Genomic DNA, 25,283 nt, shown 5'->3' with positions numbered 1-25,283 from the left:
CATGCTTAATAAACGACGAGGAAGGTGACACTAGATTGCCTGAAACCTAAAACTTTGCAACGGAGCCCCCGATTCTCCATCACATGAAAATAAGGCGAAGACAAGGCGACAAACAGCAGTCGTTGAACCGACTTTCCTTCGTTCTGCTTGACGCCGTTATGTTGCGCTGTCAGATGTTGTTTCAAATCGGACGGCATCTGTGCGTTGAAAAATCGCGCTGATACTTCACGAATAAATCCAGATATATCGCCATTTTTGAGGTGAACTTTCAGCGATTCCACATCGACGTAGAGCTGTTTTCTATTGGGGGTGTCTGGGCCTTGTAGGTTCAATCTGGTGAGAGCAAATATTTGATTATGAACATAAATGACATGTGACCAGTCGATGATTTCCATCTCAGGCGCCACTAATCCTTGATTGCTCACTACACCTTGCGGAGCGTAATCGGGCTGATAGAAGTTGAAAACCGAAGGCGACCCTAAGGGATATTGATTGCACGTACGGAGATAACCAAATCGGTACCCACTAAAGGGCTGTCTCCGCCGGGTTTAGCATTTAACGCACGGTAGATATAGACCAATGACAACCACGGTTCTCGTACTTTGCAGACTAACGGCGCAGGTTTAGAATACACCTCTTTGTCTGAAAAAATTGCCCAAAAGACCGCTTTCATGTCCCCACGAACGCCTTTTCCATTGTCGACAAACACTGTTGCCACACGCTGTACAAACTCGGGAGAAGGGTTTGATGTCACCAGCTTCTGGATAAGGTTTTTGCATAGGTTTGGCGGCGTCGAAGGATGCTGGTTCAACATTTCCATCACCTTATCCATTTCTGCTTCTGCAGCGACATTCGCCGGGAAACGATGACCCAGAATGTGCTTTTCCCTGCGATCATGCACAGATTCATTCGTCGTCATCGGCTCAATGAGCTTTTTATCTTTGCTGACCCAACCCGTGAAAACCCGCGCGAGTTCTTGAATATCTTTTTCGTTATAGCAAGGCTTAAGCTGTCCATCAGCCTCCCGCACTAGGCTGCCATCCATATTGCGTTCGTTGAGTCCGATAGAGAACAACTGCATGATTTCGCGCGCGTAGTTTTCGTCTGGCTTTCGCCCTGACTCATCACCTTTTTTGTTACCAACCATGGTGAGGTAATGCCCCATCACAGACGATGTTGAGACCGCCTTCAGTAACGATTTGTAGTTGTCGAAGGCATGGAGGCAAAGTAAGTCGTTATAGGCTGCCATGGCTTCTGCATGCTTACTTAATGTCGCATCTCTGTCAGAGGCAACGAAAATTTGGCTTAGTACATAGCCTACTCGTTGCCTTAGTTGGTCTTGCCCATATAACGCGATATCCAGCCAAGCACGAATACGTGACGAGCGGGAAGGTATTTTGCCTTTATCTTGGCTTTGGAATTGTGTCAGGGTTTGCTTACGATGCATGCTGGGTGAAAGCGAAATCTGGCCTTCAAACCACGCGTAGGCGCTTTTTCCTACAAGGGTGTCAGGCTGTCCTCTTCGGGGGCCGAACGTTACGACATCCAGCCAGCGTGAAGCCTGCGAAAATGTAGAGAAGTGTAATTGCGTGGAGGTTGTCACTCGCATAATTCCCGCCATAGAAATAAGAAATGTTGGGCGTAAATGACCACTCCCAACATTCTCATTTTAATGCGAGCTTATATTCAGCGCGAATTTATCCCTAAGACTCCGCCTCAGCCCCATTAAGGCGCAGGTCTGAACGTGATCTCATGAACAGGCTCTCCGGGTAACAGTGGTGTAAGCCCCTGAGTCGCGTAGTCATCAAATCCACGGCGGTAAAAAACAGAGAGTGGATGGCCACTTTGTCCACCTGGCAACGTTAAAATCCCGTCTTTTTCATTGCCCGGTTGAACGATCAAGCGTTGTGATGCACCAAACGACCGCCCTTGTACTGCTGGCATAAATCTATCCCCAAAACCTTCAACTTCGGGCATATCCAGTAGTTTGCTGAGTACGGGCATTTGTTTGCTAAACGGGTGTTGTACGTTTAACGCATTTACATTTCCCCAGCGTAATACGCTAAGAGGCCCATTGGGGTGCCCTGTCATCTCTACCATAAGATCTTGTTTCATATCTTCGTAGGTTGAAATGAAAAACACATCCCAATCGTCAAACCCCATCGGCAGCCAACTCTGTGGCGTCTGACCAACGAGTTGCCAAAGTGCGGGCTCCAATTGACGTTCTACCACCCATATTGACACCCCGTTTTGCTTCAATAAGGTTTCAACAGGTGCAAACAGGCTGTCCATCAGCGCATCTCTGTATTTTCGCACTAATGTGTAACCCACAGAGTCTGAACAGGCGCATGCTTGCCAGTTGTTTAATACTTCAATGTCCTCAGCGAATAGCTCAGGCATTTGCTTCAATTTTTGAAGCAATAATGTATGCCATCGTGCCAAGAATTTCGCTTCGTTATCGAGCTGAATTTGGTAGAAATCCTCTCTATCAAACCGCGACTTCTCCAGCAGTCTGTCCCTGATCTGTTCACTGCGGGCACCGAGAGCATACCCGCCATTGCCGAATCGCGCATCGTCTTCCACGCTAACGACTCGGCTATTCCCTGTCCAAATACGCGACGATTTCGGGTTCAAAACATAAGGGACATCGGTGGCTGGATATTGCCATTCTTCATCATAATGTGATGCATTAATTGGCATTGCCTGCGGTGATCTTCTGTTGGGGATCGCACCCGTTGCCTGCCACGCAATCCCACCATCGCTGTCTGCCACCACCATATTTTGAACAGGAATGCCCATTTCTTTGGAACCCGCAAGTGCCTCTTCAACTGACGCCACGCCTTCCAAATTGAGCAAGTTCAAGTTAACCGCATAGTCTTGGTAAGCCACCCAAGACACCGCATACCGTTTACCGTTTACCTTGCATGTGACGAACTGGACCAAAGTCACTCATTTCCACCAGGAAAGAATGATCGCCAGATTTTGTGGGGATTTTCTCGGTAACCAAGGTCGTTTTGTCTTGGTCTGACAATATGTACCAGTCAACCGTATCGATATAGCCATTGGTAAACCCCCACGCCACTTGGCCATTGGTTCCCACTACAATCGCGGGTGCTCCCGGCAAAGTGATACCCGTGACTTGTCGTTGCTTTCCATCTTGTGGATAGTTGATTTGCGCACGATACCAGATAACGGGGACGTTCATGCCCAAATGCATATCGTCAGAAAGCATACCCTTGCCGCTAGACGTTAACGCACCACCAACAGCCCAGTTGTTACTGCCAACCAGTGGTGATTTGTCTATTTCGGTAATAACCGCAGTCTGCAGGTGTTTTTTCTCAAGGCGAGGGACAGGTGCTGGATTTATTTCAAACTCGCTGCCATCAAGCGCGGCCTGATAAGACGAAGGCTGAGAGACAAATGCCACCATGTCAGGCCCAAAGTGCGCGTTCAATATCGCCATAGTGAAATCACGATCGACACCACGCCCTTGTAAATCCAGATACATACTGAAAATCGCGAGAAGAGAATCTTCTGGTTTCCAAGGCTTTCTTTCAGCACGCGTAAGAACATATTCAAAAGAGGGGTAAGCCTGATGGCTCAAGGCATCGTTAACACCTTCCGCATACGCCTCCAGTTGTCGCTGTTGGTCAATCGGCAACTGTTTGACAATTTCTTGGCTACGTTTTCTAAAGAGATGAAACCGCTTATTTTCATCTAACGTTAACGCCGTATCGCCGAACAGCTCCGCAAGCTCTCCTGCTGCATTTCGTCTCAACAAATCCATCTGAAAAAAACGATCCTGCCCATGCGCATAGCCGAGGAGGTATGAGACATCTTTGCGGTTTTGCGCGGTGATAATAGCCGTACCTAACGCATCACGCTGGATTTTACTCTCTTCGGATACGCCATCTGAAATGGTGGTCCCCGACAATGTAGGCAGGCTCATTGTCAATATTCCATACACCACGGCTGTCGCAAGCAGCGCAAGTAATATCAGAACAATAAAAACGGCCCTGATTTTTCGAAACATTCCATGCCCCTGTTAACGATAATGATCACTGGCGTTTAAAATACAGACAAAGGTCGTAAACGCAATGTGACCCTTCCGGTCATGCGATCTTTGAGACAAGAATTTTCGAACAATCAGGATAGTTGACGTAGATAAAAGTCTACAGAAACAAAAACGCCCCCCAATTGGGAGGCGTTTACGTCTTTATTCGTAAACCTATTACAGATGCTCACCACGGCGTAGCGAATCAATACGCTTGTCCAACGGTGGGTGCGTCATGAACAGTTCACTCAGCGATTTTTTACCGTTAATACCGAACGCCATCATTGAACCTTCCAAGCGGCTCTCGTGGCTCACTTTCAGACGCTCTAGCGCAGCGATCATTTTCTCTTTACCCACCAGCTTTGCAGAGCCTGCATCAGCTTTAAACTCACGATGGCGGCTAAACCACATGGTCAGGATGCTTGCCAGCAGGCCGAATACGACTTCCAGAATCGATGACACAATGAAATACGTCATCCAGCTACCGCCTTCACCTTCACCCTCTTCATCGCTATTCATACCGCTGATTGCACCCGCAATCAAACGAGAGATAAAGATAACGAAGGTGTTCACCACACCCTGCATCAGTGCCATGGTTACCATGTCACCATTGGCAATATGGCTCACTTCGTGTGCCAGTACCGCTTCAGCTTCGTCGCGCGTCATGTTCTCAAGAAGGCCGCTTGATACCGCTACCAGCGAATCATCACGCTTTGCGCCCGTTGCGAATGCGTTAATGTCGTCTGAGTAGTAAATAGCAACCGTCGGCATGCCAATGCCCGATTGTTGAGCTTGACGGCTAACCGTGCTCATCAACCAATGTTCGGTTTCATTACGAGGGTGTTCGATCACTTGACCACCAACAGAGCGAAGTGCCATCGACTTCGACATCATCAATGAAATCAAAGAACCACCGAAACCGAACACCACAGCCATTATCAATAGAAAGGAAAGGTTCCCCTGAGGTATCCCCGTTACGGCATACACAAGATTCAATACAATGTTGAATACAAACAGAACCGCGAGGTTGGTTAGCAGAAATAAACTGATGCGTTTCATTACTTATCTTTTCTCCGAATGATAGAAGCGCTCACTACTCCGAATAGTAGGGTTAAACATGGGAAAAACAACCCTGTGTAACATTTTAAAACACAAATTCTTGCAAACAGATTTTTATTGCTATGTTTATACGGAATGCCTTACGGATGAAAGTTTAGCGACCTTAGACTTTGGTCGAGTTGAATTTTCAGCGCAGAGGAAATAGTGTGTTGGAAAAGGGCAAGCATGTCGTTGAACATGCCATTGCGCTCTCTAGAGCGCGATTTCAAGGAGAGATAAACATGGCTGACAAAGAAAATTATCGAGTCGCAATCGATATCCTTTGCTGTCACTTAGGAATGAGCTTTGATGAAGCCTGTGCAGAGCTCGGTCTTGCTGACGACGAAAACAGGAAGTTGAAACAAGTTTCGGAGATGCAGCAATCACTGATGGGTTTACTGCCAGAAGATAGCAAGTAATCGGCAGTACGCTGTAACCACACATATAAAAAGCCAGCTCTTGAGCTGGCTTTTCCTCTTTCTGGCTATAGGCCAAGCGGTGATATGTCGATGAATTCACTCAGATCTCTCGACTTCACTGAACACAGGTAAGGTATCTCACCAAGCTTAGGAACCTGTAAATGGTGTTCCAACGTCTTAACGATATCTCCGTAATATTCCGTTCCCGGATTAATGCGGTTTGCTACCCAACCAACCACTTCAAGCCCGTCTCGACGAATAGCTTCAGCCGTCAGATAAGCATGATTTAGGCACCCTAGCTTAATACCAACCACCAGAATTACGGGCAGTTTTTCTTTACGTACCCAATCGGCCAGAGTCGTATCGTAGCTCACTGGCACGCGCCAACCACCAGCCCCCTCCACCAACGCCACATCAGCTTTTGACTGAATGTTTGTCAGCCCTTTTGAGAGCGCAGTGAAATCAACACTTCGCTGCTCTAACTCTGCAGCAATGTGAGGAGAACATGCGGCGTCTAGCAAACAAGGGTTCACTTCCTCATACGCCAATTCAACATTCGATGCCGCACGCAAGCGAATCGCATCTGAATTCATCAAACCGTCTTCAGTTTCTTTGCTCCCGGCAGCAACGGGTTTGTAGCCTGCGATGCGATAACCTGCTTTCGCTATTGCTTGCATCACAGCGACCGACGCCACTGTTTTTCCAACTTCTGTATCCGTGCCTGTCACGAAATAGCTTTTAGTCATTATGAATCGCTCCAAAGCCAACCTGATATGTTGCGGGTACTGTACCGTCTTTATTCTGGAATTCACGATAAGCACTTTCTAGTGCCCTAAATCGCGCCTTACCGCTCAGTCCCGCATTTCGCCCTTCAGACAAATGTGTTGCACCAATACCCTTCAAATCACGCATCAGAGCCATTGCAGAAGGATATCTTTCAACAAGTGGCTTACATTCTAGGGTGAACGTATGGACGCCAGCTTGAGCAAGCGCAAGGTTTACCTGATTTAATGTTAAAAATTCATTAACGTGTTGATGCAGATCAACGTGTTGCCACGCGTGTTTTAATTCATGAAGGGAGCCATCAATAAGTGTAGAAAATAGTATTTTTCCGCCGGGCTTCACCACACGCTTCAACTCGCGAAGCGGAACGGACAAATCTTGACACCATTGCAATGCCAGCGAACTAAAAGCAATATCGAAGCAATTGTCTTCGAAAGGGAGACGCTCTGCATCACCAGACACATACTCCGCATTGTCTCCACAGCGCTGCTTGGCTTGATCTAACATTTGCTCAGACAAATCAAGAGCAACAACGTTAGCGTCCAGTTCAATCAATTTTTTAGTGAAATAGCCTGTACCACAACCCAAGTCGAGCACGGTTTTCCCCGCCCACTCGGTGTTTAACCCAAGCAGTTCATCCCCGACTCGGCGCTGAAATGCTGCACTGTTATCATACGTTATAGCCGCACGCCCAAAGGCTGCTTTAATCGCGGCTTTCTCGTCATTAAGCTGCTCGGCGTCGTCAAACGCGAGGTATTCCGCTTGACTCATACATCCTCCCTCTCTAACAACGCACGTAATGATGACGCAAAACCTCTCACCTGCTCTTCGCTATGATTCACTGACAATGTTGCTCTTAGTCGCGCTGTATTAACAGGCACCGTCGGGGGACGAATCGCCCCCGTCCAATATCCCATCTCTTTCAACGATGCGGACACCTTTTGCATCTGAAAAACATCACCAATCACCACGGGTTTAATCGGCGTGCATGTTTCAGCGACACCAGAGACCCCCACCAACTCTTCGTGGAACGCTTTTGACAGATCAACCAGTTTCTCCCTGCGCCAGGTTTGGGTACGAATCGTGGTTAACGCGTGTCGTAAGGTATGTGCCTGAGCCGGTGGCATTGCGGTCGAATAAACGTAATGACGCGCAAACTGTGTGAGGTAGTCATGAACGTCTTTGCTGCATAAAACAGCGGCTCCCATCATCCCAAAAGCTTTTCCAAAGGTCACAATGAGAATGTCTGGGGTGATCCCCGCTACACTACAGCTGCCTCGACCTTCATCGCCATGCACGCCAACACCGTGAGCGTCATCAACCATTAACCAAGCATTCACCTGGTTACAGAGGGCTTTAATGTCACCCAATGGTGCCAAATCACCGTCCATGCTAAACACGCCTTCCGTCACCACCAGCCTCGCAACAGATTCTTTGTCTGAAGCTAATGCCAGCCGCAGCTTCTCAACGTCATTGTGCTGAAAACGCTTCATCTTGGCGTCGGAGAGCATACCAGCCTCCATTAACGAGGCATGATTAAGCTTGTCCTGAATGAGAAGGTCATTCTTTTCCAGCAACGAAAATAAAACCGCTTGGTTTGCCGAAAAGCCACTGCTGAATAAGATCGCACGCTCAAAGCCCAGCCAATCACTTAATGCTGCTTCCAATTCTTGATGCGGTTTTGAAAATCCCGTCACCAACGGCGATGCGGTACTTCCTGCGCCATAATGAGACAACCCGTCTTGCCAAGCATTAATTAACGCAGGCTCAGATGCCAATCCAAGATAGTCATTACTCGAAAAGTTAATATAGTGCTGGCCTCGCTCATCGAGAAGACCTGCACCTTGTTGTTGAAAGGTATGCACCTGTCTGTGAAGATTTTTCTGCCGGCGCTCTTCGAGCCTTTGCCCGATACGGCGATGCAACTGGCATAGCTGAGTCATGGTTTAAGGAGCCTCCTTAAACGTTTGCTTCATAGAACAAGTCGTCTTTATCGGGACGAGAAGCAACACGATGAGCAACCTGATTCATCAAAACCTCTTCTTGCACGTCATCCGGTTTCTGGCTAGCTTGCTCTCGGTTGATACCCAGCTTTTTGAAAAGCTGCATATCTGAATCTTCGTCGGGATTAGGCGTGGTCAGCAACTTGCAGCCATAGAAAATGGAGTTTGCGCCAGCCATAAAACACATGGTTTGCATCTGTTCATTCATGTTTTCTCGGCCTGCGGATAAACGCACCGCCGATTCAGGCATCATGATCCGAGCTACCGCAATAATACGAACAAAATCGAACGGCTCTACATCATCCACCGTTTCAAGGGGCGTCCCTTTCACTTTCACCAACATGTTGATTGGGACACTTTCTGGATGGTGTGGCAGATTCGCCAATTCCACCAGCAAACCTGCGCGGTCAGATGCACTTTCTCCCAAGCCGATAATGCCACCCGAACACACTTTCATGCCTGCACCACGTACGTGTGAAAGCGTATCAAGGCGATTTTGGAAGGTGCGCGTGGTAATAATATTGCTGTAATGCTCACGAGACGTATCGAGATTGTGATTGTAGTAATCCAACCCCGCGCCAGCCAAATCATTGGCTTGATCAGGCGTCAGCATTCCTAGAGTCATACAGGTTTCTAAGCCCATACCCTTAACACCTTTGATCATGTCTTTGAGATAAGGCATGTCACGGGCTTTAGGGTTTTTCCACGCAGCGCCCATGCAGAAGCGTGTTGCACCGGAGCTTTTCGCTTTTTGCGCAGCATCCAATACGCGTTCCACTTCAAGTAAACGCTCTTTCTCAACATCAGTACGATAATGTGCACTCTGCGGACAGTACTTACAGTCTTCCGGGCATGCCCCCGTTTTGATGGAAAGCAACGTACTGACTTGAACCTGATTCGCGGGTTGATATTGACGATGAACTTGCTGCGCTTCAAACATCAAATCCATAAAAGGTTTTTCAAAGAGGGCCTGCACTTCCTCGACAGTCCAGTTATGGCGAACTTCCACCTGTAATACCTCGAATTGGTTGATTGATATACCGAAAAACACTCTGACAAAAAGTAAGTGTTTTTCGGTAACGCTTGTTCAGTCTAAAGTCCGTCCTTACAATGTCAACATAGAATGAAAATCATGGTTTACAACTGAGTATTATTTAAGCATGGACATTACTTTCGATCGCGACCATATCTGGCATCCTTACACGTCTACACTCACACCTCTGACCTGCTATCCCGTTACACATGCAAACGGTGTACACCTCTATCTAGAAGACGGCACGGCTCTGATTGATGGCATGTCTTCATGGTGGGCTGCTATCCATGGATACAACCACCCAACGTTGAATCACGCTGTGACGGAGCAACTGAGTAAAATGTCGCACGTTATGTTTGGGGGTATTACGCATGATCCCGCGATCAACGTGTGTAAAATGCTGGTAGAAATGACGCCGGAGAGCCTGGAAAAAGTCTTCTTGTGCGATTCGGGTTCGATCTCCGTTGAAGTTGCCCTAAAAATGGCGCTGCAATACTGGCATGCCAAAGGACAACCACGCTCCAAGTTCCTGACACTTCGACATGGCTACCATGGAGACAGCTTCGCGGCGATGTCGGTAACAGATCCCGACAACTCAATGCACAAGCTCTACAAAGGCTTTTTACCTGAGCACATTTTTGCAGACTCACCAACCTGTGGTTTCCATGACGAATGGCGTCAAGAAGACATTGCCGATTTCGAGCGTAAACTTATAGAAAATAGAGATATTATTGCCGCAGCCATCCTCGAACCGATCGTCCAAGGAGCCGGGGGCATGCGCATCTATCATCCCCAATTCCTAAAACGCGTTCGTGAACTTTGTGACGACTATGGTGTGTTGTTGATTTGCGATGAAATCGCAACAGGATTCGGCCGAACGGGCAAGCTCTTTGCCTGTGAACATGCAGGCATAACACCCGACATCATGTGTGTTGGAAAAGCATTGACCGGTGGCTACATGACGATGGCTGCAACCATTACCACCAAACATGTCGCAGACACGGTATGCAGTGGCGAAGCGGGCTGTTTTATGCACGGACCGACATTTATGGGTAACCCTCTATCGAGTGCTGTCGCTACCGCGAGTCTCCAACTGTTGAAAGACACAAACTGGCAAGAAAAAGTGTTGAGCATAGAAGCATTATTCTCAACCTACCTTCCCGACCTGATGTCTCATTCAAAAGTGAAAAGCGTACGTTGGCTCGGTGCCATTGGTGTTGTTGAACTTCACGATCCCGTCGATTTAGCAGACATTCAACGAAAATTCGTCGAAAAAGGGGTATGGATCCGACCCTTTGGGCGACTGGTGTATATGATGCCTCCCTACGACATTAGTGACACGCAATTGAAACAACTCATTGATGCCATTGCTTCGAGTATCTAGTCCCTTGAAGCTTTGTTGTCATCACTGTATGGCTTACCTTCATATCTTCGTCCAGCACCAAACAGCATGTTCCTCTAAACCCGACACTATCAGAAAAAGCACTTCTGGTGCTTTTTCCGGCCTCACGGAAACCATTTATTAACACATTAATCAACAATATTTTACATTACACTTTGGCTGATGATTATTATTAAATCAGGCAATTGCGATCTAAGAGGATATATTATGTTAGTTTCTGCTTTACAGATTGCTCATTGACCTGATTTAATCACTTCGATTAACAAGCGTTAACACAACTATACCGAAACATCCTCAAGCCTTTTTTGTCACGAATGACCCTTCATAGTGAGCACATTGACATGATGTCATTGCGGCGCGTTGAGGCAGTTTCAGTATAACTACACAGTGAAGTGAGAAAAATGAAGCAAACACAATCACCTTTCGCGAAAATTGCCAATACCAGTCTGGTAGTCCAGATCCTGGTCGGTATTATCGCAGGCGTCGCGCTAGCCAGCGTTTCGCCAGACAGCGCAAAAGCCATTGGTTTTCTGGGTAACTTATTTGTTAATGCCCTAAAAGCCGTTGCACCAATCTTGGTTTTTGTCCTTGTTGCCGCGTCAATCGCTAACCAGCGTAAAGGCCAGCACACCCACTTACGCCCTATTATCACGCTTTACCTTATCGGCACATTTTCTGCGGCGATCACGGCGGTAGCGTTGAATTTTATGTTCCCAACCGAACTGACACTTACGCCATCTCAAACTGCAGTCACACCTCCTGAAGGTATTGTTGAAGTGATTACGACGCTTCTTTACAGCGTTGTCGACAACCCAATCCATGCCCTGATGAACGGTAACTTTATCGGTATTCTTGCGTGGGCAATTGGTCTAGGCATTGCACTGCACCATGCGTCTGACACAACAAAAACTGTGTTTGGCGATGTTGCAGAAAGCGTATCGTTTATTGTTAGAAACATCATCAAACTCGCCCCTATCGGTATTTTCGGTTTGGTTGCCAAGACCTTTGCAGAAACAGGCTTTGAAGCCTTGCTAGGTTACGCACATCTACTTTCCGTGCTATTGGCTTCCATGGCGTTTATTGCATTAGTGGTTAACCCGCTGATCGTTTACGTTAAAACGCGCACTAACCCATACCCGCTGGTATTCCAATGTCTACGTGAGAGTGGTGTAACCGCATTCTTTACCCGTAGTTCTGCGGCAAACATTCCAGTGAACATGCAGTTGTGTAGCAAACTGAAGCTGGATAAAGATACGTATTCAGTCTCTATCCCACTGGGTGCGACCATTAACATGGCAGGCGCAGCGATAACCATCACAGTGCTAACTTTGGCGGCTGTACATACGTTGGGAATTGAAGTGGATATGGCAACGGCACTACTTCTGAGTATCGTAGCCGCCGTATCGGCTTGTGGAGCTTCAGGTGTTGCAGGTGGTTCTCTGCTATTGATTCCGCTGGCGTGTAACCTATTTGGTATTCCAAACGATATTGCAATGCAGGTTGTGGCGGTTGGTTTCATCATTGGTGTCGTTCAAGATTCTGCTGAAACAGCATTGAACAGCTCTACTGACGTCGTATTTACCGCTGCTGCATGTCGCGCAGTTGAACGACAAGCGGTGCAAGAACGTCTTGCCAAGTAAGGCTAACCCATGTTTAAAAAAGGTGCTTCGGCACCTTTTTTATTAATCTCAACTATGGTGCCAATTTACCGGCTAATTAGTGTCTATTCTGATTTACAGGATTCTTTAGACGTCTAGACTGTTAGCTTTCCTTTCTGAACGTTTCTCTTGTATAATCCCGCCTCTTTTTTGTGAGCCACTTAAAATTTTTGCATTAGATGCGGCTTCTTATTGGCCTTCATCGCATCCAAAGCAAAGGACTATTTATGAATTTCTCTGCGAAAACAGTTGTTATTATCGCCATCGGAGCGGCGCTTTACGGTATCGGCGGCCTACCTATGTTCGGTATTCCTGTCTTTGCCAATACCACGCTCAAGCCTGCGATGGCCATTCTGGCGATGTTTTCTGTGCTATTTGGCCCAGGTGTAGGATTCCTCGTTGGTTTTATCGGCCACTGGGTCACCGATCTCTTTGCTGGCTGGGGAATTTGGCTCAACTGGGTACTGGGTTCCGGTATTGTGGGACTGGTAATTGGTTTTTTCCCAATTTTGACGAGAAAACGCCTAAAGTACGGCAACTTCCCTATGTTTGATGTTGTCCTGTTTTCCATTTTGGCGTTACTCGGTAACGTTGTGGGCTACGGCTTTTCTGCGTTTTTAGATACCGTTTTGTACGCTGAACCTTTTACTAAAGTATTTTTGCAGCTTTGCATTATCGCTGCAGGTAATGCACTCCTCGTATCCGTTGTTGGCTACTTCATTCTTCAATCTGTCGCCAAACGCAACAAACAGTGCCGTAACCTGACCGAAGCGTAATATTTGCTATGACCATCGAATTTAAAAACTTCTCTTTTCGCTACGACGCATTGGTTAATCCAACGTTAAAAGGCATTGACCTTAAAATTAATAAAGGCGAAAAAGTTCTCATCATTGGCCCCAGCGGCAGTGGTAAATCAACACTCGGCCAATGCATTAATGGCCTGATCCCTCACTCCATTGAAGGTGAAACGTCGGGCTCTTTACTGATCAATGGGCTAAATGCTCAGAAGATGAACCTTGTTCAATTCACCGAACTGGTCGGCACTGTGCTGCAGGATACTGACAGCCAGTTTGTTGGCCTGAGTGTGGGTGAAGACATCGCGTTTGCACTCGAAAATCAGCGTATGCCTGTCGCTGACATGTACCCACTGGTTCAGTCCACGGCGAAAATGGTTGAGCTCGAAACGCTACTCAACCATGCACCTCAAGACCTCTCTGGCGGACAAAAACAACGCGTATCTCTGGCGGGTATTTTGGTAGATGACGTCGAAATTCTGCTGTTTGATGAGCCACTTGCTGCACTCGATCCTAAAACGGGTAAGCGCACAATCGAGATTATCGACCAACTGCATCGTGATACTGGCAAAACCATCATCATCATCGAACACCGGTTGGAAGATGTGTTAACCAAACATGTCGACCGCGTTATTTTGATGGATAGTGGCCAAATCGTTGCCGATATGACACCCAATGACATGATGGTATCGGGTCTGTTGGAAAAACACGGCATTCGTGAACCCTTGTATTTCTCTGCAATGAAGCACGCGGGTTGCGACCTCAAAGCCAGTGATAACCCAGCTTATCTCGACCAAATGGCGATTGGGTCTATCACCTCGACCATTCAGTCTTGGCACTCCTCCTATGCGATGCAGGAGACGGCTGTTGACAGCGAAATCCAGCTGACACTGGATAACATCACCTATTCCTATGACGGCGAAAAAAACGCACTGGAAGATGTTTCCTTTACGGTTTGCCGTGGAGAAATCGTGTCTGTGCTTGGCAAGAACGGTTCAGGCAAATCAACGCTGACCAAACTCATCATGGGCGTTATTGATCCTGATGTAGGTAAAATTAAATTTGACGGTCAGGACTTTGCGGATTTAACGATTTACGAACGCAGTAAAAAAGTCGGCGTTGTCATGCAAAACCCAAATCATATGATTTGTCATCATATGATTATGGATGAAGTCGCTTTCGGTTTGCATAACCAAGGCTTGAGCGACGCCGAAATCGAAAAGCGCGTTCTTGAAGTACTTGAATTCTGTGGCTTGAGTAAATACCGCCATTGGCCTATTGATGCGCTCAGTTACGGCCAGAAGAAACGCGTGACCATTGCATCAATCTTGGTCATGGAGCCTGAGCTTCTGATCCTTGATGAACCTACAGCAGGTCAGGATTATCGTAATTACACTGCCATGCTGTCATTTATCAAGCGTTTGAATAAAGAGCGCGGAATCACTGTAATGATCATTTCTCACGATTTGCATCTGGTACTGGAGTACACCACTCGCTCTATTGTAATCGCTGATAGCAAGCTGATCACAGATGCGCCAATGACGAGCGTATTCAGTCAGCCGACCCTTCTGGATGCCGCCAACTTAACCACCACCAGCCTATATCAGCTTGCAGAGAAATGCGGAATAGCCGATATCAATGGCTTTATGCAGCAGTTTATCGACGCAGAGAGCAGTGCGAAATGAAGACCTCTAAGATGAAATTTGGTATCAATTACGTTGATACAAAGTCTCCCTTGCACGGCCTCAATGGCATCACCAAATTTGCGCTCTTGATGGCATGGATTACAATTGTTCTGACCACCTTTGACCTACGTATTATCGTTGTCATGATTTTGTTGGGTTTGACCCTTTTGAAATCAACAGGTGTTTCTTTTCACGTCTACAAACCGCTCTTGTTGGGCACACTTAGTGTCCTCACCACAAACGCCATTTTTATGTTTGCCGTCGCGCCACAACAAGGCTCTGAGGTGTTAGGCACCACCACAGAACTTATGACATTGCCGGGTAACTACACGTTAACACAGGAAACGCTGTACTACCTGTGTACGGTCACGCTGAAGTACTTCAGCATGTTCCCAATTGCACTAGTATTTGTGTTTACCACGCACCCAACAGAATTTGCATCAAGCCTGAATCGTGTGGGCGTCCCTTACAAAATCGCTTATGCCGTTAGTCTGACGCTGCGCTACCTGCCAGAAGTTAAAAATGATTTTGTTAACATCATGCATGCGCAGCAAGCGCGAGGTGTCGACTTTTCAAAAAATGCGCCGTTGATGGCGCGATTTCGCGGTGTAACGAAGATTCTCATCCCGTTGATTTTTTCAAGTTTGGATCGTGCAGACGAAATATCCAATGCCATGACGTTACGTGGTTTTGGACGATACAATTCACGCACATGGTACAACCAACGTTCGTTGACCAGCAAAGATTGGACGGTACTTGCCATTCTTGGTCTCTGCATCACGTTAGCACTCATCAAGCGTAACGCAGACACTGCGCTGATGTGGTACCCGTTTGGATAAAATGACAAAAACGTAAAAAGGAGCCTAGGCTCCTTTTTTATCTTCACTTACTTGAGATGAAGCCCTCAATTACCCTTCAAGCACCTTCATAAGTAGATAGCCTTCATACATTGCACGTTTCACAAGTGCTGCACCCGGCATGGTTGCTTGGGTATAAAAAGAGGCTTCCTCTAACACCAGATTTTCAAAATAGTGCGGTACCGTCTGGTTTTTAATACGATCCATAATTGCAGGGTAAAGCACTGATCTTGCCTGGTTTAACTCTCCCCCAATCAATATTCTTTGAGGGTTGAATAAATTCACGGTAATAGCGATCGCTTGACCAAGGTTATGCCCTAATTCTGTGATCACGTTCACAGCCACAGGATCGCCTTTCACTGCTGCTTGGCAAAGAAGGTTTATTGATAACTTTCTTCCTTGCAAAACACTCTCATTTCCCTGATCCAGCAATGCTTTGGTGTCTTCCAACACAGACTGCAAACTAGCGACGGTTTCCAAGCATCCATTGTTGCCACAAAAGCAACGTTTTCCGAAAGGTTTGATTTGAATATGACCCAGGTCACCGATATTACCAACCTGCCCTTCGAGCACCTTGCCATCGAGCATGATGCCAGCACCAACACCATGGTGAATTGACACTAATATCGAGTTATCAACATCTCGCGCATTTCCAAAAAGCTTTTCTGCCAGTGCCCACGCACGCGTGTCGTTTCCGATGAACACAGGTAAGCCAGTCGAACGGTGAATCGCTGCACCTAAAGGCATGTTATGGACATTGAAGTGTGGCATTTGGATCACCACGCCCTGAGCGCTATTTACGAGCCCAGGCAGCGATACGGCAACCGCAGTAACACGGTCGACGACATTCGCATGCGCTGAAAAGAAGTGATTGATTCGGTTTTGAATAAGCGTCAGCAAGGGCTCTTGGTCGAGGATCTCTATTTCTTTCTTCTCTTCAACCAGAATGTTCCCCCCAAGCTCATGCAAGGCCAATGTGAGGTAGCCACGACCTAGACGCAGAGACAGAAACTGCCAGCCTTCGTTATCAAGCACCAGACCTATTGCCGGACGCCCCCGACTTGCGGGCTCTCCGTATTCCGTTTCTTTAACCAAATGCGCATCAATCAACTCACGCGTTATCTTCGTGATACTCGCGGGTGCTAATTGACTGCGCTTTGAAAGCTCAATTCGGGAAATGGGCCCAAGCTGATCGATCAACTTATAAACTGCTCCAGCGTTATTACGCTTTATGTGATCTATGTGTCCTGGCTGGGCGAGAATCATCCCAAAATCCTTTTTATTTTCGTTAGTAGTGAATTTTTTTACTTTGCGAACTAATTGTGAAGAGGCAGAAGGAAATGACGTGATACACATCACGAGCAATTTATTCCAATTACATGTCATTCAACCAGATAGCCAAAAATCAAGCACTTATAAGCCTATTTTTTTGGCCAGGGTGTATCAGGATGTTTCAGACCAAGACAGCCATTCACTAAACTGCCATAATCGCGCCCAATCTATGCAGAAGAACGTTTAGCAGTATGTACAACGTCAACGAAATTTTTGAAACTATCCAAGGCGAGGGCACGTTTACTGGCGTACCTTCCATTTTTGTTCGCTTACAGGGATGCCCCGTTGGCTGCCCATGGTGCGACACTCGCCAGACGTGGGACACGCTGGACACAGACCAACGTGACTTTGGCACTATTATCGCTAAATCCGGTGATAGCCCATTGTGGGCCCAAACGACATCAGCAGAGATCGTCGACCATTTAATGAAAAGCTACACAGCAAAGCATGTGGTTATCACTGGTGGCGAACCGTGCATGTTCGACTTGGTCCCCCTCACTACACAGTTAGAAGCAAATGGATACCGTTGCCAGATTGAAACAAGTGGCACTTATGATGTTCGTGCATCAGCAAGCACTTGGGTAACGGTGTCACCAAAGATCAATATGCGCGGGAAGTTACCTGTTCTGAAATGTGCCTTGGCGCGTGCTAACGAGATAAAGCATCCCGTTGGGACTGAAAGCGATATTGAAAAACTTGAGGATCTGCTTGCTGGTATTGATTTGTCAGAAAAAGAAGTGGCATTACAGCCTATCAGCCAAAAGCCAAAAGCAACGTCACTTTGCATTGAAACTTGTATAAAGAAAAACTGGCGATTATCGATTCAAACGCATAAATATCTCGATATTGCCTAGTGGTGCATCAGGGAATAAAAAAGGGCCTTACGGCCCTTTCTCTGACAGGGTCTTACTCGCCAGTATAGATACAACCTGCAGTACACGTTTCTTTAATCATGATCTTGCTTAAGCAAGGCAGTGCGGGTTTCAGCTCATCCCAAATCCATTTCGACAGCACTTCGCTGGTTGGGTTTTCCAACCCCTCGATGTCATTCAGGTAGTAGTGGTCCAAGCGATCATAAATCGGTTGGAAAGCTTTCTTAATTTCAGAGAAATCAATCACCCAACCCGTGTGCGGATCAACCTCACCCGCAACGTAAATGCGCACTAAGAAAGAGTGCCCGTGTAATCGCCCACATTTATGGCCTTCAGGCACATGCGGCAGGTGATGGGCAGCTTCAAACATGAATTCTTTAAACAGTTCAGTGTGCATTTCGTGCAATCCTGTGTTTGTAAGTTAAATCTTTGCGCGGCGATGCTACTCAAAATCGCCTAGAACCTCAAATCTAATCACCACAGAAGACTTTTAATTATTGTAACCTCAAACTGAACAATTTGGCTTTACCCTTCAATTTTCACATCACCGTTTCGAACAACCTTCATCCTTTCCCATCTCGACAAAATTTGTGTCCAGCTCATCTCTTGGTCATTGCAACTTTGCTCCCGCTTTAGCAAAGTAAATGCAATACATTTCAAATGTGGTTACCGCACCTTTCTAGACAAAGAAAGTACCAAGCGTGATAACCGAGAATACCAATAAAGTTAGGGACAAACTTTTATGTACTGTGGGCATTTTGACATACCTAGAGAGTCCATCTGCGATAGCAAAATCGCGTCCCCCCCATGCCATCGACTTTATGTCAAAGCAAAGCGTTAAAAACAACAAGTGGCTGGCAGTGACGATACGCGCATGGAAAAAGTCGTCTGCCAATACAGCAATGGTATAAGACGCGATATGGGCAACCGCTAGGGCTATCTTGGGCAAAACATGTCGATACTCAACAAAGAGCAGTTGCATTAACCAAGCGCCATAGATCAGCTTTAACTGCCAAGGAACCGCTACCCCAAACAAGTTTAATTCCGCCAAAGGTCCAACTGACGTCTGGACTCCTTTCACAATCCAGAGGGCAATCGATAGGGTCAAACATACGGAAATAAGCACAGAGATGTAAGCACGCTTCCTCAGTTGTACCGCTATAAATCCAAAGGACTGCAGAGTGAAAAATGCGATAAGGCCTGCGTCAATGAAGTCAATACTCACATATAAACTGACAGCCAAGAAACAAAGGAGGTTAAAACCCGACTCCAACAATAGTATCCGCTTTATCTCCCCACTGTTATTTACATTTTGAACGAGAGGCCAAAACAGGACAGGGAACGCAAGTGTCAACAAAAAGGTAATCACTACCGAGCTTTGAACTAGCGCGTAAAATCCCGAGCCATAGACAAGGCAAAACACAAAAAATATGACTGAAGACAGTGGAGTACGAATCATACTTCTGCCACCAACACTTTTGTATTCTGTATCTTTTCTACGCATAAGTGGACCGTTTCAATACAACGCTCCAGCGTAACAGGAACATGCCATTTCTGTTTCGGGTCTGATAGGTATTCCCCTATCAAAAAGAGGTTGTTATAGGGTTCTACTTCAATGGTTTGCTTGTTTTTTGCACTCGGATGCGTGAGGGCATGCTGGAATACCCAATAATGCTTTTCTCCTTGTTCATCTATAACAGCATTACCTTTGAACCAATCCTTATATAAGGAACGTACATTTTTCTCTGTTGTGAAATTCCCACCGAGTCCAACAGTAAATCCTAAAAATGCAGGATCATTCAGTAGTGCAGTACTATCAAAAATCTGAATAAGAATTTCGTTCATAACCTCCTGTTCGTCACAATCCATTAGAGGTCGATTGTATAAAGCACCAATTGTCTTTCTTAGCTCTGTTGCAGTCACTGATAAACATACGCGACTCCCCTTCGGTGTTTGTCTGGTTGTCACGTGGTAACTCAACCCCCAAGGAGAATCGAGTACAATCCCAACCGATTTATCTTTCAAACTTGAAGGGGTTTCAGAAAAATGGAATTGAAATCCGTGACTGAGAATATATTCAAAATCGAGCTTTTTAACATCTTCATTGATTAGCGAACTTGTAACATGAGCAGGTGTGGCGAGAATAAATGCATCAGCAAAGACCTTTTCGCCATTAACAAGTGTTAGATATTCTATGTTTGATTTATCGTGTTCTGAATGTAAGCCAGAAACCTCGCAACTCAAGTGTATCTCTACCCCATTTTCAAGTAAGTGCTTCGTAATAGGAAAGATAAAAGCATCACCTATTGGTTCTCTTATACCTAAGCTATATGCCAATGGGGCTTCAGGGTGAAACGGTCCTTTCTTGTTATTCAAAAGATCCAAAACAGCACATGCTGATGTTTTGTCAGTCGCTCCTATCCAACTAAGCAATACTGGCTTTATAAATGCCGCCAGTTTGGGTCTTTTTTTATACTCAAAATACTCACCAACCGATATATGGCGCAATATATCTAAGTCATTTTCTTTTTCTAATTGCCCTTTAAACCATAGGACGTCCCAAGCAGGAACCTTCGCGTATAGCATTGCGTACGCTGACTTCGCATCATCAAGTAGCTTTTCAACAAGGTTAAAATATCCCCGCTTAAATTGCATCGTTTTCTGATTTCTCCCCCATTGGAATTGAACCTTACTCTGAGGATAAAGAGAATCAAAGCAGGAACCAGACCCCGTCGGTATCTCTTTCAGAAAGCTGATTAAATGTGTATTCTTTGCAAAAACTTGTCTGTGTGTTAATTCATGAACTTTTCCTTCGACCAATGTCCCCATGCATTTCCCACCCGTATACGCGTCCTTTTCAAACATAGAGACGCGATAGCCTTTTTTTATGCATTCATGTGCCATGGCCAAACCAGATATTCCAGCACCAATAATCGCGATATGGGGAACATTTGAATTCATTATTATTCATCACCTTAAAAAATTAACATCACAACGAATCCATTACCTGCTTAGAGTGGCGTGATATGTTCGCCTTAATCTCTCGCCAAGTAGAATAAGTTATATATTTATATCTATCAGATGAAACAAAGGTAAGTTTATGATTGTAAACCGGCCTATTACCCCATCATAAACAATACTTAAAATACAGGTTCAACTGATAAACATCAGCTAAGTTAACCTTCACATAATGACTATTAGTAGTTAGTAGGAATGATATTAAAAGCAAGCAATAGAAATATAAACAAACGCACCATTCCATTTTAATTATAGCAATCTATTTAAGCATTATTTATAAATACACCTAACTACTTTAAGACATACACAGACTGAACGGTAAACGGTACCTCCACCTTTCAGATGTTATTAATATGCTGCACAAGAAATTAAAATAATGTGAAGTAAATAATAGTCTTTTGTTTGTGAGGTAGATTTGATCACATTTGCGCTGCGCTTAACATTTATCCATACATCAATGTTAGATTTTTAAGGCACTCAGCATATTATCGCCCTCAGTCCGTCGATAATCACGAATTTTCACGTACCTATATTTGTGTGGGTAACGATGTGACTCCCACAGATCACATACTCATATCCCCCTCAGTTTGTGTTCAATCGACACAATACGCATGTTTCTTGACCAGATTTATCCCTGACTTGACAAAGGATCAATCAAATTAGAGTCGCATCCTATAACAACGCTTGAAGCTTACCGGGATACAGGTAAACTTGCTGGTTCAAAATGCGAATTGTCCTAGCTCGATGACAATAGGTCATCGGGTAATCTTCAACGGAGTTAGATGCAAATTATGAACTATGTGCCTGTAGCAGACGTCCTGCACGGCAAAGCGGCAGTTGACACTGAAGTCACTGTTCGCGGTTGGATCCGCACACGTCGTGATTCAAAAGCCGGTATTTCTTTTCTTGCCATTTATGACGGCTCTTGCTTTGACCCAATTCAGGCGGTTGTTCCTAATGAGCTGAATAATTACAACGAAGAAGTACTGCGTCTTACTACTGGCTGTTCTGTAGAAGTAACGGGTAAAGTTGTAGAAAGCCCAGGTCAAGGCCAAGCGTATGAACTGCAAGCGACCGACGTAAAAGTGGTTGGTTGGGTAGAAGACGCTGACACCTACCCTATGGCCAAGACGCGCCACTCTATTGAGTACTTGCGTGAAGTAGCCCACCTACGCCCACGTACTAACGTGATTGGCGCGGTTGCACGTGTACGTAACTGTCTGTCTCAAGCGATTCACCGCTTCTACCACGAGCAAGGTTACTTCTGGGTATCTGCTCCACTGATCACCGCTTCTGATGCAGAAGGTGCAGGCGAAATGTTCCGCGTTTCTACGCTGGACATGGAAAACTTGCCACGTACAGACAAAGGCACTGTAGATTTCAACGAAGATTTCTTTGGTAAAGAAACCTTCCTGACAGTATCTGGTCAGCTAAACGCAGAAGCCTATGCCTGTGCGCTGAGCAAGGTTTATACCTTTGGCCCTACTTTCCGAGCTGAAAACTCAAACACCAGCCGCCACCTTGCGGAATTCTGGATGGTTGAGCCTGAAGTGGCGTTCGCGGATCTAAATGACGTCGCGAATCTGGCTGAAAACATGCTGAAGTATGTGTTCAAAGCCGTGCTCGAAGAACGTCGTGATGATCTTGAGTTCTTTGCTCAACGTATCGATAAAGAAGCGATCTCACGTCTAGAAAAAATCGTTAGCTCTGATTTTGCGCAAGTTGACTACACAGATGCAATCGAGATCCTGCTTCAATCAGGTAAAACGTTCGAGAATGCTGTTGAGTGGGGTATTGACCTTGCATCTGAGCACGAGCGCTACCTAGCAGAGCAACACTTCCAAGCACCTGTTATCGTGAAAAACTACCCGAAAGACATCAAAGCATTCTACATGCGCTTGAATGATGACGGTAAAACAGTTGCTGCGATGGACGTTCTTGCACCAGGCATCGGTGAAATCATCGGTGGTGCACAACGTGAAGAGCGTCTTGATGTTCTTGATATGCGCATGCGTGCGATGAATATCGATCCAGAGCACATGAACTGGTATCGCGACCTACGCCGTTATGGCACCGTGCCACACGCTGGTTTCGGTCTAGGCTTCGAGCGCTTGGTTTCTTACGTAACTGGCATGGGCAACGTTCGCGACGTGATTCCATTCCCACGTACTCCACGTAGCGCAAACTTCTAAGTTGTCGTAACGAACTTGATACTAAAAACCTCCGCCGCGTCGGAGGTTTTTTTATGCTTTCCCCACGCTGTTTTGCTTTCCGTAATCTTAAATTACAGCCATCTAAACTCACCCAATCTTTGTTACATTGAATACTGAAGGAATCAAATACTGTTCGACCGTTCGTCGATAAGTAGTAACAACAGAATGAGCAAAGAGAGCCATCATGAGTAAATTCAAATTAGAAGACCTGAAATATCGCGGTGAAAGTAACGGCGTACATAGTTGGAACCTCGCCCACGGTCAGCCTTACTATTGGCATCCTGATTGGTTACACGTGGCAGAAGACATTACAGGTCAAGTCCCTCTGGCTGAAGGACATTTAGATGTAAAAGAGGGTGAAAAAGCCACTCACGAACATGCCTTACGCGCCATTTTAAAACACATCAATGAATGGGTTCACAAATCCCATCACTAATTTATCCGTACTGACAAAAGGCTGTTTTACAGACTTTTGTCAGTTATATTTTTTCATCCTCCCCCTCACCATGCCCTCCACCTATCAATATCGTGACGGTGTAATACAGTGCATGTTTTTCATGACAGCACGCTCTAAACCATTTAACCGCGGAATATTGCATTTGTTTCCAAGCTAAATCTCACGGCTTCTCTTGATAATTGATAAAAATTTGCACGAAATTGATCCGACTTCGTTGAAGATGTAATTAGTTAAAATTTCCGTTTTATTACAACGAATCAAAATGGTATAAAAAAGGCTGTACCTTTTAACAACGCCATGGATGAACGAAGATGTTTGAAAAAATTGTTGCGGCTCCCGCCGACCCTATTCTAGGCCTCACTGAAGAATTCAAAGCCGATCCTCGCGCTGAGAAGATCAACTTGGGTGTAGGTATTTACAAGGATGAGTCTGGAAATACCCCTGTTCTTGCTACCGTAAAAAAAGCGGAAGCAGTCCTTCTTAACACCGAGACCACCAAATCTTACCTGAGCATTCCAGGAACACCTGAATACGGTCTGGCAGTACAAAAACTGCTTTTCGGTGACAACGCACCAATTATTGCTGACAAGCGAGCGCAAACAGCACAAGCACCTGGTGGCACTGGCGCACTTCGTCTTGCCGCTGAATTCATTAAACGCCAACTTGGCGATGTAAAAGTATGGGTAAGCAACCCAACGTGGGCTAACCACAACGGCGTATTTGCCGCTGCAGGCCTGAACGTAACTCAGTACGGCTACTACAACGCAGATGCAAAAGACATGGACTTTGCCGCCATGGTTGCAGATCTGCAAACCGCGAGTGCGGGTGATGTGGTTCTTCTGCACGGTTGCTGCCATAACCCAACAGGTATCGACCCAGATGCCGCGCAATGGCAACAACTTGCTGATTTGTGTAAAGAAAAAGGGATTCTGCCATTATTCGACTTTGCATACCAAGGTTTTGCTAAAGGCGTTGAAGAAGATGCAGCAGGTCTTCGTATTTTTGCTGACGTATGCCCAGAACTACTAGTCGCAAGCTCATTCTCTAAGAACTTTGGCTTGTACAACGAGCGTGTTGGTGCGTTTACGCTAGTCGGCACGACAGCAGCAGAGTCCGCGACTGCTTTCAGCCAAGTGAAAAGCATTGCACGTGTGATCTACTCTAACCCACCAGCACATGGTGCTGCTGTAGTAACAGAAATTCTGGGTGATGCCGCACTTCGTGCCGAATGGGAACAAGAAGTCGCTGACATGCGTGACCGTATTCAGGCGATGCGCGAACTCTTCGTAGTGACCTTGAAAAAAGAAGGTGTTGATGCAGACTTTAGTTTCATCGAGCGCCAGAATGGCATGTTCTCCTTCTCGGGTTTGAACAAAGATCAGGTTGCACGTTTGAAAGATGAATTTGCTGTATATATTGTGGGTTCAGGCCGTATCAGCGTTGCAGGAATGACCCGCTTTAACATGGGTCCTCTGTGTAAAGCCATCGCGGCTGTGATGAAATAAACCTCTGACCCGTCCTGATATGGGTTGACACTTTCTAAGCATAAAACGCCTGATGTACTTCATCGGGCGTTTTGTATTTTAACGCACTGTGTGGCCGCCT

General features: G+C 46.0%; 23 protein-coding genes. 10 read left to right on the top strand and 13 right to left on the bottom strand.

Going from position 1 to position 25,283, the window contains the following annotated elements; all coding sequences use genetic code 11:
- Nucleotides 1-5: 5 nt before the first annotated feature.
- From B5D35_RS24980 to htpX, 5 genes are all read right to left on the bottom strand, one after another.
- Nucleotides 6-425: a hypothetical protein gene (locus B5D35_RS24980; protein ID WP_244556647.1), complete on the bottom strand. Its 420-nt coding sequence runs from the start codon at nt 423-425 to the stop codon at nt 6-8.
- A 53-nt stretch (nt 426-478) separates the two neighbouring features.
- Complete coding sequence (locus B5D35_RS17495) at nt 479-1,609, bottom strand: DUF1800 family protein (RefSeq protein WP_244556646.1); 1,131 nt, start codon at nt 1,607-1,609, stop codon at nt 479-481.
- A 116-nt stretch (nt 1,610-1,725) separates the two neighbouring features.
- Nucleotides 1,726-2,943 (bottom strand): penicillin acylase family protein, encoded by a 1,218-nt coding sequence (locus B5D35_RS25265; RefSeq protein ID WP_269808925.1) that lies wholly within the window; start codon nt 2,941-2,943, stop codon nt 1,726-1,728.
- Nucleotides 2,909-3,949 carry a penicillin acylase family protein gene (locus tag B5D35_RS25260; protein ID WP_269808924.1) on the bottom strand — a complete coding sequence of 347 codons (1,041 nt, stop codon included), beginning with the start codon at nt 3,947-3,949 and terminating at the stop codon, nt 2,909-2,911. The genes B5D35_RS25265 and B5D35_RS25260 overlap by 35 nt, the downstream gene beginning before the upstream one ends.
- Before the next feature lie 282 nt (nt 3,950-4,231).
- Nucleotides 4,232-5,113 carry a protease HtpX gene (gene htpX, locus B5D35_RS17485; RefSeq protein ID WP_078753821.1) on the bottom strand — a complete coding sequence of 294 codons (882 nt, stop codon included), beginning with the start codon at nt 5,111-5,113 and terminating at the stop codon, nt 4,232-4,234.
- A gap of 206 nt (nt 5,114-5,319) precedes the next feature.
- On the opposite strand from htpX, the gene B5D35_RS17480 reads away from it, so the two are divergent.
- A complete protein-coding gene (locus B5D35_RS17480; RefSeq protein ID WP_078753820.1) occupies nt 5,320-5,571 on the top strand; it encodes a hypothetical protein in 252 nt (83 codons plus the stop codon).
- A gap of 65 nt (nt 5,572-5,636) precedes the next feature.
- Here B5D35_RS17480 and bioD read toward each other — a convergent pair whose 3' ends face one another.
- From bioD to bioB, 4 genes are read right to left on the bottom strand one after another with little or no spacing between them, the layout of a single operon-like run.
- Nucleotides 5,637-6,317 carry a dethiobiotin synthase gene (gene bioD, locus B5D35_RS17475; protein WP_078753819.1) on the bottom strand — a complete coding sequence of 227 codons (681 nt, stop codon included), beginning with the start codon at nt 6,315-6,317 and terminating at the stop codon, nt 5,637-5,639.
- On the bottom strand, nt 6,310-7,125 hold the full coding sequence (bioC, locus tag B5D35_RS17470; RefSeq protein WP_078753818.1) for a malonyl-ACP O-methyltransferase BioC: 816 nt from the start codon (nt 7,123-7,125) through the stop codon (nt 6,310-6,312). Before bioC ends, bioD begins: the two co-directional genes overlap by 8 nt.
- Nucleotides 7,122-8,297: an 8-amino-7-oxononanoate synthase gene (gene bioF, locus B5D35_RS17465; RefSeq protein WP_078753817.1), complete on the bottom strand. Its 1,176-nt coding sequence runs from the start codon at nt 8,295-8,297 to the stop codon at nt 7,122-7,124. The genes bioC and bioF overlap by 4 nt, the downstream gene beginning before the upstream one ends.
- Before the next feature lie 16 nt (nt 8,298-8,313).
- Nucleotides 8,314-9,366, bottom strand: coding sequence for a biotin synthase BioB (bioB, locus tag B5D35_RS17460; protein WP_078753816.1), 1,053 nt, complete (start codon nt 9,364-9,366; stop codon nt 8,314-8,316).
- A gap of 151 nt (nt 9,367-9,517) precedes the next feature.
- Between bioB and bioA the strand changes: the two genes are divergently transcribed.
- The 5 genes from bioA (at nt 9,518) to B5D35_RS17435 (ending at nt 15,768) form a co-directional block, all read left to right on the top strand.
- Nucleotides 9,518-10,774 (top strand): adenosylmethionine--8-amino-7-oxononanoate transaminase, encoded by a 1,257-nt coding sequence (gene bioA / locus B5D35_RS17455; protein ID WP_078753815.1) that lies wholly within the window; start codon nt 9,518-9,520, stop codon nt 10,772-10,774.
- 419 nt (nt 10,775-11,193) lie between these two features.
- On the top strand, nt 11,194-12,432 hold the full coding sequence (gene sstT / locus B5D35_RS17450; protein WP_078753814.1) for a serine/threonine transporter SstT: 1,239 nt from the start codon (nt 11,194-11,196) through the stop codon (nt 12,430-12,432).
- Nucleotides 12,433-12,677: 245 nt separating this feature from the next.
- A complete protein-coding gene (locus tag B5D35_RS17445; RefSeq protein WP_078753813.1) occupies nt 12,678-13,226 on the top strand; it encodes an ECF-type riboflavin transporter substrate-binding protein in 549 nt (182 codons plus the stop codon).
- Between the two features lie 8 nt (nt 13,227-13,234).
- On the top strand, nt 13,235-14,929 hold the full coding sequence (locus B5D35_RS17440) for an ABC transporter ATP-binding protein (protein ID WP_078753812.1): 1,695 nt from the start codon (nt 13,235-13,237) through the stop codon (nt 14,927-14,929).
- Entirely contained in the window at nt 14,926-15,768 is an 843-nt protein-coding gene (locus B5D35_RS17435; RefSeq protein WP_078753811.1) for an energy-coupling factor transporter transmembrane component T family protein, read from the top strand. Before B5D35_RS17440 ends, B5D35_RS17435 begins: the two co-directional genes overlap by 4 nt.
- Nucleotides 15,769-15,837: 69 nt before the next feature.
- Here B5D35_RS17435 and mlc read toward each other — a convergent pair whose 3' ends face one another.
- Nucleotides 15,838-17,052, bottom strand: coding sequence for a sugar metabolism global transcriptional regulator Mlc (gene mlc, locus B5D35_RS17430; RefSeq protein WP_078753810.1), 1,215 nt, complete (start codon nt 17,050-17,052; stop codon nt 15,838-15,840).
- 257 nt (nt 17,053-17,309) lie between these two features.
- Here mlc and queE point away from each other — a divergent pair, with 257 nt between their 5' ends.
- A complete protein-coding gene (gene queE / locus B5D35_RS17425; protein WP_078753809.1) occupies nt 17,310-17,972 on the top strand; it encodes a 7-carboxy-7-deazaguanine synthase QueE in 663 nt (220 codons plus the stop codon).
- Between the two features lie 52 nt (nt 17,973-18,024).
- Here queE and queD read toward each other — a convergent pair whose 3' ends face one another.
- The 3 genes from queD to B5D35_RS17410 form a co-directional block, all read right to left on the bottom strand.
- On the bottom strand, nt 18,025-18,387 hold the full coding sequence (gene queD, locus B5D35_RS17420) for a 6-carboxytetrahydropterin synthase QueD (RefSeq protein WP_078753808.1): 363 nt from the start codon (nt 18,385-18,387) through the stop codon (nt 18,025-18,027).
- Nucleotides 18,388-18,669: 282 nt separating this feature from the next.
- The gene (locus B5D35_RS24975; protein WP_244556645.1) at nt 18,670-19,026 is read right to left on the bottom strand and encodes a hypothetical protein; all 357 of its coding nucleotides are present in this window, start codon (nt 19,024-19,026) and stop codon (nt 18,670-18,672) included.
- Nucleotides 19,027-19,445: 419 nt separating this feature from the next.
- A complete protein-coding gene (locus tag B5D35_RS17410) occupies nt 19,446-20,951 on the bottom strand; it encodes an NAD(P)-binding protein (RefSeq protein ID WP_078753806.1) in 1,506 nt (501 codons plus the stop codon).
- Nucleotides 20,952-21,799: 848 nt separating this feature from the next.
- Between B5D35_RS17410 and asnS the strand changes: the two genes are divergently transcribed.
- From asnS to B5D35_RS17395, 3 genes are all read left to right on the top strand, one after another.
- Nucleotides 21,800-23,200: an asparagine--tRNA ligase gene (gene asnS, locus B5D35_RS17405; protein ID WP_078753822.1), complete on the top strand. Its 1,401-nt coding sequence runs from the start codon at nt 21,800-21,802 to the stop codon at nt 23,198-23,200.
- 205 nt (nt 23,201-23,405) lie between these two features.
- A complete protein-coding gene (locus B5D35_RS17400) occupies nt 23,406-23,657 on the top strand; it encodes a hypothetical protein (RefSeq protein WP_078753805.1) in 252 nt (83 codons plus the stop codon).
- Between the two features lie 332 nt (nt 23,658-23,989).
- Nucleotides 23,990-25,183 carry an amino acid aminotransferase gene (locus B5D35_RS17395; RefSeq protein ID WP_078753804.1) on the top strand — a complete coding sequence of 398 codons (1,194 nt, stop codon included), beginning with the start codon at nt 23,990-23,992 and terminating at the stop codon, nt 25,181-25,183.
- Nucleotides 25,184-25,283 lie beyond the last annotated feature (100 nt).

This window comes from Enterovibrio nigricans DSM 22720, assembly GCF_900167155.1.
GTDB lineage: Bacteria > Pseudomonadota > Gammaproteobacteria > Enterobacterales > Vibrionaceae > Enterovibrio > Enterovibrio nigricans.
This window is presented reverse-complemented; position numbering and strand designations above follow the sequence as displayed.